The 15,030-nt window shown below is 67.7% G+C and carries 14 protein-coding genes; 3 read left to right on the forward strand and 11 right to left on the reverse strand.

Annotated elements, in window-relative coordinates; translation table 11 throughout:
* The first annotated feature begins 4 nt into the window (after positions 1–4).
* Both ACZK2R_RS16240 and ACZK2R_RS16245 read left to right on the forward strand, forming a co-directional pair.
* Positions 5–1,150: a glycosyltransferase family 4 protein gene (locus tag ACZK2R_RS16240; protein ID WP_478487420.1), complete on the forward strand. Its 1,146-nt coding sequence runs from the start codon at positions 5–7 to the stop codon at positions 1,148–1,150.
* Positions 1,143–2,000 (forward strand): polysaccharide deacetylase family protein, encoded by an 858-nt coding sequence (locus ACZK2R_RS16245; RefSeq protein WP_032128254.1) that lies wholly within the window; start codon positions 1,143–1,145, stop codon positions 1,998–2,000. The genes ACZK2R_RS16240 and ACZK2R_RS16245 overlap by 8 nt, the downstream gene beginning before the upstream one ends.
* A gap of 81 nt (positions 2,001–2,081) precedes the next feature.
* On the opposite strand, the gene glmM is transcribed toward ACZK2R_RS16245, so the two are convergent.
* The 5 genes from glmM to trpB form a co-directional block, all read right to left on the reverse strand.
* The gene (glmM, locus tag ACZK2R_RS16250) at positions 2,082–3,443 is read right to left on the reverse strand and encodes a phosphoglucosamine mutase (RefSeq protein ID WP_032128253.1); all 1,362 of its coding nucleotides are present in this window, start codon (positions 3,441–3,443) and stop codon (positions 2,082–2,084) included.
* Positions 3,443–4,318, reverse strand: coding sequence for an acetyl-CoA carboxylase, carboxyltransferase subunit beta (accD, locus tag ACZK2R_RS16255; protein ID WP_005410473.1), 876 nt, complete (start codon positions 4,316–4,318; stop codon positions 3,443–3,445). Before accD ends, glmM begins: the two co-directional genes overlap by 1 nt.
* Before the next feature lie 218 nt (positions 4,319–4,536).
* Complete coding sequence (trpA, locus tag ACZK2R_RS16260) at positions 4,537–5,346, reverse strand: tryptophan synthase subunit alpha (protein WP_032128252.1); 810 nt, start codon at positions 5,344–5,346, stop codon at positions 4,537–4,539.
* A 1-nt stretch (position 5,347) separates the two neighbouring features.
* A complete protein-coding gene (locus tag ACZK2R_RS16265; RefSeq protein WP_180836628.1) occupies positions 5,348–6,025 on the reverse strand; it encodes a hypothetical protein in 678 nt (225 codons plus the stop codon).
* Positions 6,022–7,239 (reverse strand): tryptophan synthase subunit beta, encoded by a 1,218-nt coding sequence (gene trpB, locus ACZK2R_RS16270; protein WP_014647880.1) that lies wholly within the window; start codon positions 7,237–7,239, stop codon positions 6,022–6,024. The genes ACZK2R_RS16265 and trpB overlap by 4 nt, the downstream gene beginning before the upstream one ends.
* Positions 7,240–7,336: 97 nt before the next feature.
* Here trpB and ACZK2R_RS16275 point away from each other — a divergent pair, with 97 nt between their 5' ends.
* Positions 7,337–8,224, forward strand: coding sequence for a LysR family transcriptional regulator (locus tag ACZK2R_RS16275; protein ID WP_032128249.1), 888 nt, complete (start codon positions 7,337–7,339; stop codon positions 8,222–8,224).
* Positions 8,225–8,272: 48 nt separating this feature from the next.
* Here the strand turns inward: ACZK2R_RS16275 and ACZK2R_RS16280 are convergent, their stop codons facing one another.
* The 6 genes from ACZK2R_RS16280 to ACZK2R_RS16305 form a co-directional block, all read right to left on the reverse strand.
* Positions 8,273–10,129 carry a C40 family peptidase gene (locus ACZK2R_RS16280; protein WP_180836627.1) on the reverse strand — a complete coding sequence of 619 codons (1,857 nt, stop codon included), beginning with the start codon at positions 10,127–10,129 and terminating at the stop codon, positions 8,273–8,275.
* A 48-nt stretch (positions 10,130–10,177) separates the two neighbouring features.
* On the reverse strand, positions 10,178–10,867 hold the full coding sequence (locus ACZK2R_RS16285; protein ID WP_180836626.1) for a hypothetical protein: 690 nt from the start codon (positions 10,865–10,867) through the stop codon (positions 10,178–10,180).
* 253 nt (positions 10,868–11,120) lie between these two features.
* Complete coding sequence (locus ACZK2R_RS16290; RefSeq protein ID WP_019660598.1) at positions 11,121–11,777, reverse strand: phosphoribosylanthranilate isomerase; 657 nt, start codon at positions 11,775–11,777, stop codon at positions 11,121–11,123.
* The gene (gene truA / locus ACZK2R_RS16295; RefSeq protein WP_134952017.1) at positions 11,774–12,544 is read right to left on the reverse strand and encodes a tRNA pseudouridine(38-40) synthase TruA; all 771 of its coding nucleotides are present in this window, start codon (positions 12,542–12,544) and stop codon (positions 11,774–11,776) included. Before truA ends, ACZK2R_RS16290 begins: the two co-directional genes overlap by 4 nt.
* A gap of 32 nt (positions 12,545–12,576) precedes the next feature.
* Positions 12,577–12,939: a VOC family protein gene (locus ACZK2R_RS16300; protein ID WP_032128247.1), complete on the reverse strand. Its 363-nt coding sequence runs from the start codon at positions 12,937–12,939 to the stop codon at positions 12,577–12,579.
* Positions 12,940–12,965: 26 nt separating this feature from the next.
* Positions 12,966–15,020, reverse strand: coding sequence for a FimV/HubP family polar landmark protein (locus tag ACZK2R_RS16305; protein WP_180836625.1), 2,055 nt, complete (start codon positions 15,018–15,020; stop codon positions 12,966–12,968).
* Positions 15,021–15,030: the final 10 nt, after the last annotated feature.

Genomic DNA, 15,030 nt, shown 5'->3' on the forward strand with positions numbered 1-15,030 from the left:
CTGCATGAACCGTCCGCTGCGCATCCTGCATACCGAAGCCGCCAAGGGAATGGGCGGGCAGGAGATCTACATCTTCCGGCACATGCAGGTGATGCGCGCGCGTGGCCATGAAGTGTCGTTGCTGTGCCAGCCCGATGCGCGCCTGGCCACACTGGCACGCGACGACGGTTTCACCGTGCATACGCTGCGCATGGGAGGCCTGGCGCGCCTGCTGCGCGGCGTGTGGTCGGTATCGCGACTGGTGCGCCGCGAACGCTACGACGTGGTCAACACCACCAGCCGCCGCGATGCGCTGATCGCCGCCGCCGGTGCACGCCTGGGCGGCACGCCGCTGGTGGTGCGCTCGCGCCACCTGATGAGCCCGGTCAATTCGCTGCTGACCTATACCGGGCTTCCGCACCGGGTTTTGACCGTCAGCAGTTTCGTCAAGCAACTGCTGGCCGACCGTGGCATTCCGGCCGAGCGCATCGGCATCGTGCCGCCGATTGCGGTTCCGCCGCGCTCGAGCGAGATCCGCAAGGCCGATCCCTGGCAGTGCCTGCAGGACGCGCGCGCGCAGGTGCGTGCCGAGCTCGGTTTCGGCGAACAGGACATCGTGGTCGGCTGCGTGGCGGTACTGCGCGAGCCCAAGGGCCATGCCGACCTGCTGCAGGCGATGATCCCGCTGTGCAAGGCCAACCCGGACCTGCACCTGGTGATCGTCGGTGATGGCCAGGCCGTGACGGAACGACTGCAGGCGATGTGCGCCGAGCACGGCCTGCAGCGCCAGGTGCACCTGCTCGGCTACCGCGATGGAGCCTGCCGGCTGATGGCCGGCTTCGACATCTTCGCGCTGGCCTCGCACAAGGAAGCGGCCGGCACCGTGTTCCTGGAAGCGGCTTATGTGGGCGTACCGATCGTAGCCACGCGGGTGGGTGGCGTGCCGGAGATGGTGGTCGATGGCAGCAATGCGATCCTCACCCGTTTGGGAGACAATGCCGCCCTGACAGGTGCCTTGCGCCTGCTGGTGGACGACCCGGAACGGCGGCGGCAGATGGGCCGCGCTGGCTGGGACTGGATGCACGGCGCACACCGCTTCACGCCGGACGGCCACGGTGAAGCCACCGAACACTACTACCACCAGTGGCTGAAGGAGCTGGGACATGGCTGATGCGCGAACCGTTCCGGTGCTGATGCACCACCATGTCAGCCCTTCGCCGGGCATGATCACCGTGTCGCCGGAAAACTTCGAAAGCCAGATCGCGTGGCTGGCAGGCAATGGCTGGACCTCACTGACGCTGGACCAGTACGCCGGCTTCCTGGCCGGCAAGCCGGTGCCGCGCAAGTCGATCGTCATCACCTTCGACGATGGCTACCTGGACAACTGGGTGTATGCCCATCCGATCCTGCAGAAGTACGGCATGCATGCCGTGGTGTTCGTGGTCACCGGCTGGATGGGCGAAGGCCCGGAACGTCCGCATGCCGGCATTGCCGGAGCGACGCTGCCGTCGACGCCGGACCATCGCGGCTGCGAAGCGGCGATCTACGAGCAGGACCGCAGTGACGATGTGATGATGCGCTGGAGCGAAGCACGTGCAGCCATCGCCGCCGGCACCTTCGAAGTGCATTGCCACACCCATACCCACACCCGCTGGCTGCGCCGTGACGATCTGGACCGTGCGCAGCGCCGCGCGGGCCTGAGCCGGGATCTGGCGATCTCGCGCGAAGTCCTGCAGGACAAGCTTGGCGACGTGTCCGATACCTTGTGCTGGCCGTACGGTGATTTCGACCAGGATCACATCGAAGTGGCGCGCGAGCAGGGCTTCCGCTACCTGCACACTACCCACCCGTTCGGCCGCAACGTGATCGGTGGCGACCCGGAACGCATCTATCGTTTTGCGATCCGCAACCGCCCGGCCAACTGGCTGCGCAAGCGCATCCGCCTGAGTTACAACCCGCTGATCGCGCCGCTGTTCAATGGGTTCAAGGCACGCCAGAAGAAGATGGTGCCGGGGCCCTGAGCACGCCATCCTCCCGGGCCGCCGCAAAAGAAAACGCCCCGGAATTCCGGGGCGCTTTCTTTGTACGGATGTGCAGTCGCCTCAGCTGGCGGCTTCACGCACCGCAGCGGACAAGCGGTCCAGCGTCTGCTGCATCAGCGTAGCGTCATCGGCTTCCACGGTGACCCGAACCACCGGCTCGGTACCGGACGGCCGCAGGAACGCGCGGCCACGGCCGGCTACGGCCTGCTGCGCCACGGCCAGCGCGGACTGCACGCTTTCAGACTGCACCGTGGCCTTGGCCGAGACATTGCCCAGACGCACGTTGACGGTCTTCTGCGGCACCCGCACCAGGCCCTTCAGTGCCTGGCGCAGGGTCTGCCCACTGTTGCGCAGCGCGACCAGCACCTGCAGAGCGCTGACGATGCCATCACCGGTGGTGGCCCGGTCCAGGCACAGCAGATGGCCCGACGCTTCCCCACCGAGTACACCGCCGCCTTCGACCAATGCCTGGTGCACGTAGCGGTCACCAACGTTGCTGCGCACGAACGGGATCTGCAGATCGGCGAAAGCTTTCTCCACGCCGTAGTTGCTCATCAGCGTGCCGACCACCGGGCCGCGCAGGCGGCCTTCGTCCTTCCAGGCGCGGGCCAGGATGTACAGCAGGTCGTCACCGTCGACCGGGTTGCCCTGGTCGTCGGCCATCAGCACACGGTCGCCATCACCATCGAACGCGATGCCGAGATCGGCACGGGTCTCGCGGACTTTGGCCGCCAGGTTGTCGATATGGGTGGAACCCACACCGGCGTTGATGTTGACGCCGTTGGGCTCGGCACCGATGCCGATCACCTCGGCCCCCAGTTCGCGGAACAGCAGCGGTGCGATCTGGTAGGTGGCGCCGTGTGCGCAATCCAGCACCAGGCGCACGCCACGCAGGTCGAACGCGCGCGGCACGCTGGCCTTGCAGAACTCGATGTAGCGGCCGACCGCTTCACGCGCACGCGATGCCTTGCCCAGCTTCTCCGATTCGGCGGTGGTGAACGGAACGTCCAGCGCCGCTTCCAGGGCAAGTTCGGTGGCATCGTCGAGCTTCTCGCCCTGGGCCGAGAAGAACTTGATGCCGTTGTCGTAATGCGGGTTGTGCGAGGCGCTGATGACGATGCCGGCGTCCACGCCCAGCGTGCGGGTCAGGAACGCCACCGCCGGGGTCGGCATCGGCCCCAGCAGCTGTACGTCGGCGCCGGCGGCGACCAGGCCGGCTTCCAGTGCCGCTTCGAACATGTAACCGGAAATGCGGGTGTCCTTGCCGATCACCACGATCGGCCGGCGCCCGTCCTGGCCGCGCTGGGCGACCAGGACACGGCCCAGGGCATTGCCCAGGCGCAGCACGAAGTCGGCCGAGATCACGCCCTGGCCGACCCGCCCACGGATGCCATCAGTACCGAAGTACTTGCGGCCTCCCATCAAGCCACCTCCGGCGCCGGCTGACGGCCCAGCATTGCCAGCAGATCGGACAGGCGGTCGCGCATTTCGCGGCGGTCGCAGATCTGGTCGATGGCACCGTGCTCCAACAGGAACTCCGAGCGCTGGAAGCCTTCCGGCAGCTTCTCGCGCACAGTCTGCTCGATCACGCGCGGGCCGGCGAAGCCGATCAGCGCCTGCGGTTCGGCGATGTTGATGTCGCCCAGCATCGCGAACGAGGCCGACACACCACCGGTGGTCGGGTGGGTCAGCACCGAGATGTACGGCAGGCCCGCTTCACGCAGCTTGCCCAGCGCGGCCGAGGTCTTGGCCATCTGCATCAGCGAGAACAGGCCTTCCTGCATGCGCGCACCGCCACTCTGCGAGAAGCACACGTACGGGGCGCCGATCTCGACCGCGGTTTCGGCGGCCAGCGCGAAACGCTCACCCACCACCGAGCCCATCGAGCCACCCATGAAGGCGAAGTCGAAGGACGAGGCCACCAGTGCACGGCCCTTGAGCAGACCGCGCATGGCGATCAGCGCGTCATATTCGCCGGTGTTCTTCTGCGCGATCTTGATGCGCTCGCTGTACTTCTTCTGGTCCTTGAACTTGAGCAGGTCGGTCGGACCCAGGCGCGCACCGATCTCGGTGGTGCTGTCGGCGTCGAACAGGGCGGCCAGGCGCGCACGTGCGCGGATCGCCATGTGGTGGCCGCACTTCGGGCAGACCTCCAGGTTCTCTTCCAGTTCCGGACGGTACAACGCGCTGCCGCAGTTGCTGCACTTTTCCCACAGGCCCTCGGGGACACTGCGCTTCTTGCTGGGGGTGTTGTCGGTGCGGATGCCGGACGGCATCAACTTGCTGAGCCAACTCATGCGGGAGGACACTTCCGTTCAGGGCGGCCCAAGGGCCGCAAAGGCGGACAGTCTAGCTCCGCTTTCCCCGCCCGTGCACCCCCTTGCCAGCCACGGGGCCGCCGGAAAAAACCATGCTGGGACGTACGTTTAGGTGCGGGGAAGTGCCGGCCGCTGGCCGGCAACCCTTGTCGCACACGCGGCCCAGGCGTGTGCCGGCCAGCGGCCGGCACTACCTCTCAGGCGTCCAGCGCCTGCCGCAGCGGAGCCAGGAAGGTTCGAGCGCGCTGTGCGGCCTCTTCAGCCGAGCCCGCTTCGGCCAGCGCCGCCACCAGCGCGCTGCCGACCACCACGCCGTCGGCCTGGCGGGCCATCGCCGCAGCACTGTCGGCATCCTTGATGCCGAAGCCGGCCACCACCGGCACCGAAGCACGCGCGCGCAACGCCTGCAGGCGGGCACTGGCGGCATCGCTGTCCAGGCGCTCGGACGCGCCGGTGACACCGGCAAAGCTGACGTAGTAGAGGTAGCCACGGGCCAGCGCCAGCAGCTTGTCGGCGCGCGCCTCGCTGGTAGTCGGCGACGCCAGCAGGACCAGTGCCAGGCCCGCTGCATCGAAGGCCTGCTGCGCTTCGCCGGCTTCTTCCGGCGGCAGGTCGACCAGCAGAACGCCGTCCACACCGGCCTCCACGGCTGCCGTTGCGAAGGCCGCGTAGCCATGGATCTCCACCGGATTCAGGTAGCCCATCAGCACCACCGGCGTCTGAGCGTCACGCTCGCGGAACTGCGCAACGGCCTGCAGCACGTAGCGGCTGCCAGCACCACGCGCCAGCGCGCGCTCGGAGCTGCGCTGGATGGTCGGGCCGTCGGCCATCGGGTCGGAGAACGGCACGCCCAGTTCGATCACATCGGCACCGGCATCGACCAGCGCGTGCATGACCGGCACGGTGGCCTCCAGCGAGGGATCACCGGCGGTGATGAAGGGAATCAGCGCCTTGCGCTGCTGCTCGCGCAGTCGCTGGAAACAGGCATCGAGTCGGGATACAGGCATCTCAGGCACATCCTTCAATCAGTTCAATCGCATCGCTGGTCCCCCAGTACATCTGGATGACCCTCCCTTCAAACAGTTCCACGCGGATGCCAAGGGCCGAGCCCGGGTCCTGCCAGGTGAGGTACTCGCCCTGGTCACCGTCGTAGGCATGCGGGCTAGATACCGGCGGCTTCGGGAACTGGGCCATGGCCTGGGCGCGGGTCATGCCGACACGCAGGCCGAACGGCCCGGGCTGCTGGGTCGGCGCCCCGCTCTCCGGATCCAGGCCGAGATCGAAACGGACGACGCGATCTTCATCGGTCATCATCGACACGCCGGGCGGCAGCCCCTTGCCGTCGTAGTACTCGCAACTGCCGCCGATGGCTTCGACCGCCCCTTGCGCGGTCCACGGCCCGAGTGCCTTCAGATCGGTCATATGCTGGCCGATCAGCACCTCGCCGGCATGGTCCAGCGCCACCGAGGCCACCGCGGGCGCGTCATCGCTGTCCTTATCTTCCACAGACGGCGGATCGTCGATCGGCGTACGCGCCATCGGGTCAAGATCATCGTTGGCGGCCCGCTGCACAGGCTGCGTGGTGGCCTTGGCGGCCGGTGCCAGCAACGGCGGCTCCGGCGGCTGGCACGCGGCCAAGCCCAGCGCCAGCAGCAGCACGCCGCTGTTCCGCAGCCGCGCGCTCACAGCACCAGCCCTTCACGCGCGGCGATGGTGTGCACGTCCTTGTCGCCACGGCCGGACAGATTGCAGAGGACGATCTGGTCACGCGGACGCTCACGCGCCAGCTTGATCGCCTGTGCCAGTGCGTGGCTGGACTCCAGTGCCGGCAGGATGCCCTCGGTATGCGCCAGCAGGTGGAAGGCCTGCAGCGCTTCTTCATCGGTGATGCCGAGGTAGCGCGCACGGCCGGTATCGGCCAGGAACGCGTGCTCCGGCCCGACACCCGGGTAGTCCAGGCCGGCTGATACCGAGTGGGTCTCGATGATCTGGCCGTCGTCGTCGCACAGCACATAGGTGCGGTTGCCGTGCAGCACGCCCGGCCGACCCGCCGCGATCGATGCAGCGTGGCGCCCGGTGCTGATGCCATCACCGGCAGCTTCGGCGCCGACGATCTCGACCTGGCGATCATTGAGGAAGGCATGGAACAGGCCGATGGCATTGCTGCCGCCGCCGACGCAGGCGGTGATCGCATCCGGCAGGCGGCCGTACTCGGCCAGCATCTGCTCGCGTGCTTCGCGGCCGACGATGGCGTTGAAATCGCGCACCATGCGCGGGTACGGATCCGGGCCGGCCACGGTGCCGATGATGTAGAAGGTGTCCTGCACGTTGGTCACCCAATCGCGCATCGCTTCGTTGAGCGCGTCCTTCAGGGTGGCCGAGCCGGAGGTGACCGGCACCACCGTCGCACCGAGCAGCTTCATTCGGTAGACGTTGATCTTCTGCCGCTCGATGTCGGTGGCGCCCATGTACACCACGCATTCCAGGCCCAAGCGCGCGGCAACGGTGGCACTGGCCACGCCATGCTGCCCGGCACCGGTCTCGGCGATGATGCGCTTCTTGCCCATCCGCGCGGCCAGCAGCGCCTGGCCGATGGTGTTGTTGATCTTGTGCGCACCGGTGTGGTTCAGGTCCTCGCGCTTGAGCAGGATCTGCGCACCGCCGACATGATCGCTCAGGCGCTGGGCGTGATAGATCGGGCTCGGCCGGCCCACGTAATGGGCCAGGTCGCGGTCGTAAGCGGCCTGGAATGCCGGGTCCTGGCGGGCCTGGTCATAGGCTTGGGCCAGTTCCTGCAGCGGGCCGACCAGGGTTTCGGCGACGAAGCTGCCACCGTAGCGGCCGAAGTGGCCCTGGGCATCCGGGAAGGCGTGGTAGTCGGCAATGGGGGAGGCAGACATGGAAGCGACCGCTGGTTCGAGACAGGTGGATACTCTAGCGCACGGGTCGTGACCGGAAAATGGATATTATCTGGCGCATATCGTCAGGAAATCTCACATGAGTCGTTCCCTGCTGCCTCCCCTCAATGCGCTGCGTGCGTTCGAGGCCACCGCCCGTCTGGGCGGGGTTGGGCGCGCCGCGCAGGACCTGCATGTCACCCACGGCGCGGTCAGCCGGCAACTGAAGCTGCTGGAGGATCATCTCGGCCTGGCATTGTTCCAGCGTGCCGGCCGCGGGCTGCGCCTGACCGCTGCGGGCACGCGACTGCAGGCCGCGTGCAGCGAGGCGTTCAGCGGCATCGAAGACTGCGTGCGCGAGCTGCGCCGGCCGACGGCGGCCCCAGCACTGGTGCTGGGCTGCAGCGGCAGCGTACTGGCGCGCTGGATGATCCCGCGCCTGCCCGTGCTGCAGGCCGCCCTGCCCGGCGTGCGCCTGCAGTGGTCGGCGCTGGATGGCAGTTTCACCGAAGCACAGGCGGCGCTGGATGCCGTGCTGCTGCTGGCGCAGGGGCCGTGGCCACGGGGCTGGCAGGTGCGTGAGCTGGCGCCGGAACGGGTCGGCGTGGTGGTGGCACCCTCGCATCCGGCCGCGCAGCGCCTGCGGCAGGTACCGCCCTCGGCGCTGCTGCAGGAAACGCTGCTGCACACCAGCTCACGGCCGCAGGCGTGGCCGGCGTGGGCGCAGGCGCACGATCTGGACACCGCGAAGCTGCAGCTGGGCACCGCTTTCGAACATCTGTACTACCTGCTGGAAGCAGCCGTGGCCGGGCTGGGCCCGGCGATCGCACCGGAGCCACTGGTGGCCGAAGATCTGGCAGCAGGCCGGCTGGTCGCACCGTGGGGGTTTACCGCCACCGGCGGCTTCTGGGTGCTGGCGCGGCCGGATGGCCCGGCCGATGCACGGGTGGACGCCCTGGCCGACTGGGCAGCAGCGCAACTGCAATGAGACGAGGCCCCGGGCGGCGTTCACCGCCCGGAGCCGGCAACACAGGCCTCAGCGACCGCCCATCGCGACCCGCTGCTGCTCCTCATGCACCTGCTGCTGGTGCGAAGGATCTGCCAGCAGCTTGGCACTGGTCTGCTCCAGCGACGGCGGCGCCTGGGCCAGGTCGACCGCGGTGCGGAAGCCCGGCGTCGTGCCCATCACGAACGCCTTGCCATCCTGCACCGTGATGCTCTGCAGCTTGTCGGCCGCGTCGATTCCGTTCTGCTTTGCATGCAGGGTGATATTGGCGGCAGCCTCTTCGGAAAACACGCTGGGAAGCTTGCTGCGGACGGCGTTGTGCAGTGCGTGGTCCGGATGCGATGCATCGTTCAGCGACGGCCCCTTCGGTACAGCCGCTGCAGGTTCATGGCCCTGCACACGGCCCGCCGCCAGCGCGGCAGCGGTCTGGCGACCGACAATTCCATCGGCCACCAGCCCCTGCTGTTTCTGCAGCGCGACCACCGCTTCGCGGGTGTGATCACCAAAACGACCATCCTCTGACAACCGATGGCCCTGCGCATCACGCACACCGAGCTGGTTGAGAGTCTGCTGCAACGCCTGCACGTCGGCGCCACGCTGCCCCTGCTTCATCACCTCGCTGGCCGCCGTGTGTGATGCAGCCGGCTGCACGGTGGCGGTTGGCCGGGACAGCGCAGGTTCGCCATTGCCGTGCAGCGGCGCGCGCACCTGGAATTCCGGCTTCGGTGTCAGCGCACCAACGATGCGGGTGCTTCCGCCATCCCAGTACCCGCCCGGCCGGATGGTGACTTCGGCCGGCCCGGTGCTTCCCTGTGAACCGATGAACTGGATGTTTCCCTGCGCGTCGTAGCCTTTGAAAATGCCGACATGCTGGCCCTGCGACGAGGAGAACATCAGGATGTCGCCCTGCTTCAGCGTTCCGTTCGGTTTGCGTGCTTCGGCAGCCGAGGTCACATCGAAATGCTCGCGTGCGTAAGCCGTGGTGTTCGCACCATTGAACAGCGTCGACGTAGTGAACCCCGCAGCGTTCTCGCCACGCACGTCGTAACCCGCGTTCTTCAGGCCGCGCCATACGAACGCCGAGCAATCCACGCCGAAGCGTCCGTCACCATCGAGGTCACGCTCCAGCCGGCTGCTGTCGCGACCCGGGCGCGGATGGTCCGGGCGCCCGTATTCGTACTGGCGGCCTGAGGCCATGAAATGCTGATAGGCCTCGTTGTAGAGCGCGGCACTGCCGACTGCAGCCGCGGCCTGGCCCGCAGCGGGCGCCGCCGCCGAAGGCGTCTGTACCTGCGGTTGGGTCTGGGTCTGCACGGGCGCAGCCGCCGCTGTGCGCGTAGGAGGCTGCTGCGTGGCAACCTCACCCGGCTGCCAGCCCTCGAAACGGCGGATGCCGTCGGCCAGCACTTCACGCTCGCGCACGCTCATCTGGCCGACGGTCTTCGAGCGCAGGTCGACCCCCTGGCGATCGCCTTCGGCATAGATGGTGGCCGCCTGCTCCTTGTGGTGGGTGGTGCCGCTGTAATCCTTGGTGGAGTAGCTCGGCAGCATTTCCTCCACGGTCTTGTCGCCGAACCGGCGTTCGAGCAGCTGGATCTTCGCCACCCGGCCGGCTTCATAGCTTTCGAAAACCGCGTTGCCCCATTGGTCAAGATCGACCACGCCCTTGTAGCGCCCCTGCGCCGATTCCAGCGCCTGCTCGCGGGTACGCGGATTGGTTACCGTCTTGTCCGCGCTGCCGGCGAATTCAAACTTGAGGTTGCCAGGATTGTTGTTGCGCCACGAGACGCTGCCGCCTGATCGTTCGACGACACTGCCATCGTCCATTTCCAGCGTGCGCGTGGTACCTACGCTGCTGACCAGCCGGGTGATTTTTGGATCCGACATGAGCTGTTCCTTTGCCAGTGGTTGATTGGACCGCTCCCCTGGCGGTGATTACATTCCGTTGGAAAACACGTCGAGCACGTCCGCACTGACCCAGCCCTGTGCGCAGTTCCCGGCGTAACGTCCCGGCGCCGTCGCATGGCAGGCCTCGCCCCCCGTGGTCGCCAGGCCAGTGATCGGCCTGTCGCCATAGGTGTCACACAACGTGTTGCCCTTGCACTTGCCGACCGTCGCAGCGGGAACCGCAACGACGTAATAGAACAGCGGATTCTGTCCGGTACGCCCGATGCCCTGCACGCAGACCAGCTGCCCCTTCGACAGCTTCGCGGTCACGCTGGCCTTGCTGCCGGTGGATGGCACCGCACTCAACGTCTCCACGCCCTTGGCATCGGCTACGCCCGCGAAGAAACCCTGGTCGCCACAGTCCGGCGACAGTTCGACATCGTAGAAATCACCGCTGTCCACATCGCCGGCCGTGCAGCCGCTACCCGTACTGGCGTTGCTGCATTTCACGCCACTGGCCTGGATCAGCGCCGCCAGGCCGTCGGCAGCCGGTGCTGCCGCCGGAACCGTGGCCGGTGCTGTGGCAGGTGCATCTGCCGGTGCGGCAGCGGCCGGTGCCGATGCGGTCGGGGCGGATGAGTCACCAGCCGCACACGCGCCCAAGGCAAGCAGCAGACCGGGCACGAGCGTCAGGCGGGCCAGGCGGATACGGGGGAAAGAGAGATGGGGCATATCCATTGCGTCCTCGTTCGAAAGGTAAGGCGTATCTCAGGGGCGCGGCCAGCGACACGCACACGGCATCGCACCCAGCCAAGACAGGCTGGGCGCATTGTGTCCGATCAGATGTTCGGGGGGTGTCGACTTTTTGGCGCTGGAACCTGAATTACCCGAAAGCGTGATACTCATCGCATTCAGGATTCGCCCGCCTTCACGGCACGGCGGAATGCACCGTCGACGATGACATTCCGGGTGACCCCTCAGGTGACGCGGATCACTCCAGAACGGTGCAATCCGCGCGACGCACTTCTTCGACGAAGGTGCGCATTTTGTAGCCGTCCTTGATGCCCGGCTCCAGCTCGATGCCGCTGGAGACGTCCACGCCCCACGGCAGCGTCGCCAGCACAGCATCGTAGACGTTCTCAGGGTTCAGGCCACCGGCCAGCAGGAACGGCCGGTGCAACCCGGTCGGAACGCGGCCCCAGTCGAACGCCACGCCAGTGCCGCCACCGCCACCCGGGGCGTGGCTGTCGAACAGGAAGCCGGCAGCGCTGGGGTAGCGCAGCTGCAGGGTGCGGGCGTTGACCTCTTCACGGCCGCCCATGGCGATCGCCTTCAGGTACGGCATGTTGAAGCTGCGGCAGAAGCTTTCGTCTTCCTCACCATGGAACTGCAGCAGGGTCGGACGTACCGTACGCAGCACCTCGCGCACTTCCTCCTTGCTGTTGTTGCGGAACAGCGCCACCACGTCGACCATCGGCGCGATCGCCTGGCGCATCGCGCGGGCCTCAGCCGGTGCAACCCGGCGGCTGCTCTCGCGGGCAAAGATGAAACCCACTGCGTCCACGCCCAGCTCACCGGCCAGGCGGACGTCGCCGGCACGGGTCATTCCACAGAACTTGATGCGCGTACGGTAGTAGGAACGGCTCATAGCGTGACCTCGGCGGGCAGATGCCAGTTGTCGGGGTACAGGGGCCCAAGGAACACCAGGCCCTGCGGCGGTGCGGTGGGACCAGCTACGGTGCGGTCGCGCCCGGCCAGCAGTTCGGCGATCCATTCCACCGGTTTTTCGCCGCTGCCCACCAGGATCAACGATCCGACGATATTGCGGACCATGTGATGAAGAAATGCATTGCCACGTACTGCGACTTCGATCACTTCGCCATGACGGCTGACCTGCAGCGACTGCAGTTCACGCCGCGCATGCAGCGCCTGGCACTGCACCGAACGGAACGCGCTGAAGTCATTCTCACCAAGCAATGCCTGGCCGGCGGCATGCATCAGGGTCTCGTCCAGCGCACGGCGCTCCCAGCTCAGAGTCTGCCGGTCCAGCGCCGGCCGTACCTCGCGGTTGAGCAGCCGATAGCGATAGCGGCGCGCACGCGCGGAGAAGCGGGCGTGGAAATCATCGGCCACCGGCACGCACCAGCGCACCGCGATCGAGCGCGGCAGGCGGGTGGTGGTGCCGAGCATCCAGGCGCGCGGATCGCGCACCACGTCGGTATCGAAATGCACGACCTGGCACTGGCCATGCACCCCGGCATCGGTGCGGCCGGCGCAGATCACCTGCAGCGGCGCATCAGCCACCGATGACAGGGCCTGCTCGAGGCTGGCCTGCACGCTGGGACCACCCTCGCCCAGGTTCTGCCAGCCCCTGAAATCGCTGCCGTCGTACTCGACGCCAAGCGCATAACGCATGTGCTACCTCGATGTTGCGGATGGGGTGGCGCTCAGGCCGGATCGCGTTCGGACCAGACCGCCAGTTCGTTGCCACCGGGCTCGACGAACTGGAAGCGGCTGCCACCGGGGAAGGAAAACACCGCGCGCACGATCTCGCCGCCGGCGTCGCGCACGGCGGCCTCGACCGGTGCCAGTGCGTCGGCATACAGCACCAGCAGCGGTGCACCGCTGTCGCTGGCCCGCTGCGGCTGGCCACGGAAGAAGCCGCCCTGCAGGCGGCCATCGTCGAACGCCGTGTAGTCGCTGCCGTAGTCGACGAACGACCAGCCGAACACCTTCTCGAAGAAGGCACGGCTGGCAGCCGGGTCGCTGGACGCGAATTCAACGTAGTCGATGCGGCGTTCGCGGCTCATGGCAAGGTCCTTGTCGGCAGATTCGGTCACGGCAGGCGGGCCAGCAGTTCGCGGGCCTGGGCCTGGCTGTGCAGGTCACCGCCTTCGGCGACTTCCAGCAACAGGGTGCGCGCCGTCTGCGCGTCGCCCAGATCGAGATAGGCAATGGCCAGTTCCAGGCGCTCCTGGCCGGCACGTGGCGACCAGCCGGCGTCGTCGGCAGGCACGGCCGCGCTCGACGCGATGTCGTCGGAATGAGAGGCCTCGATGCTGCCATGGTCGATGCCGTCGACGGCTTCGGGATGAGCGGCATCCGCCGGCGCCTCGTTGTCATGCGCGTCGGCCGGCAGATCGAACACGCCGCGGAACTGCGGCTGCTGTTCGGCATGCAGTGCGTAGTCCGGCACCGCCACGTCGGCCGGCGCCTGCGGTACAACGCGTTCGTCCTGCAGCGGCGCGGCGACGACAACCTCGTCGGCGGTGGTTGCGGAATCGTCCCAGCGCGGCAGATCGGTCACCGCTTCGGGCAAGGCCACCGCGTCCTCGTCGCGCAGCGTGTCGGCCTGCCAGTCGGCCCGTACCGCGTGCTCGGCGACGGGTTCGGCGACCACTACGTCGTGCACTTCGGTTTCGGTCGCCCAGTCGGGCATCGCCGGTTCCTGGCGGCCGTTGCCGGCAACAGCCGATGACCACGAGGACTGCTCGGCCAGCGTATCCAGCGCCGCACCCGCCGGCACCGCTGCGGCCAGGCCGGCGGCATCGTCTTCCTCACGCAGCGGCGGCAGCGGCGACGGCTTGCGACGACGCAGCAGCCAGGCGGCGCCCGCCGCCAGCAGCAGCACCGGCAGCCCCAGCCAGTACCACGGCGTTGCCGCATCGCGGGCATCCGGTGCCTGCGTCAGGCGCTGCTGCGCGGCGGCCAGGTCGTTGTCCTTCATCGCGATCAGCGACTGCTGCTGTTCCTTGAGCTTTTCAAGGTCGGCCACGCGCTGCTTCAGCTCGCCGATCTCGGCATCGCGGGTGGCGATGTCCTCACGCGCCTGGCGCAGTTGTTCGTTGCCCAGCATGTCACCCTCGCTGCCGGCAGCGGTGCCGGTGGTTGTGCCCGCGTGCGCGGCGTCGGACGCCAGCGCCGGAGCGATCTCAAGTCGTGCCCCATTGGCCGCAGCCGGGGAAGAAGCGTTCGTGGCTGCCGCCCTGGCAACCGGTGCGGCCATGCCCACCGGTTGCGGCACGGTACGTGCCTGCCGCCATTGCGCGGCATGCTCGCGCACGAGCGTCGCCGCTTCGGCAGCGTCGACCGCAGCAAGCGCATCACTGCCGGGCATGCGCAGCACCGCACCCTGCTTGAGCAGGTTGACGTTGCCGCGGATGAAGGCTTCGGGATTGGCACGCAGCAGGGCGATCATCGCGCGGTCGCGACTGACCTGGTTGCCACGTGCCACCGCACTGGCGATCTGCGACAGGGTCTGCCCGCGCTGCACGGTGATGCTGCCATCGGCCGCCGGTGCAGCAACTGGCGCGGAGGCCGCACGCGGGCGTGCCGGTGCTGGCGCCACCGCTGGTGGCGGCGTCGTGGGCGTCTCTGCTGCTGGCACCGAAGCCGGTGCAGGTTCGCGCACGATGGTATTGGAGAGCGTACCGGCCGGCGCGACGATTTCCGGCTCGGCCACGGCCAACGCACTGGGTGGCGCATCGACCAGTGCCGAGTACTCACGCACCAGGCGGCCCTGGCCCCAGTCGGCTTCGATCAGGAAGCTGAGCGACGGCGTCTCCACCGGCGCCTGCGAGGTGACGCGCACCACCGCCCTGCCCTGCGTGTCGCGGGTCAGTTCGAACTGCAGTTCACTGACCAGTCCGGTTGGCCGCTGCAGGCCGACACGTTCGAAGGTGACCGGTGAGGCCAGCGCCACGCGCAGGTTTTCCAGTTCGGACGGGTCCGCCGAGACCACCGGGATTTCGGCCAGCAGGGGCTGGCCCGGCTTGGACAGGACCCGGATGTCGCCCAACCCCAGGGCAAGCGCCGAACTGCTGGCCAGGGCGAGCAGTGCGGCGGACAGATAGGTGAGCGGGCGCTTTGCGCCCTTGGCCCGTTTATTCATGGGCGACACT

The organism is Stenotrophomonas sp. 96582_Sma, from assembly GCF_056480905.1.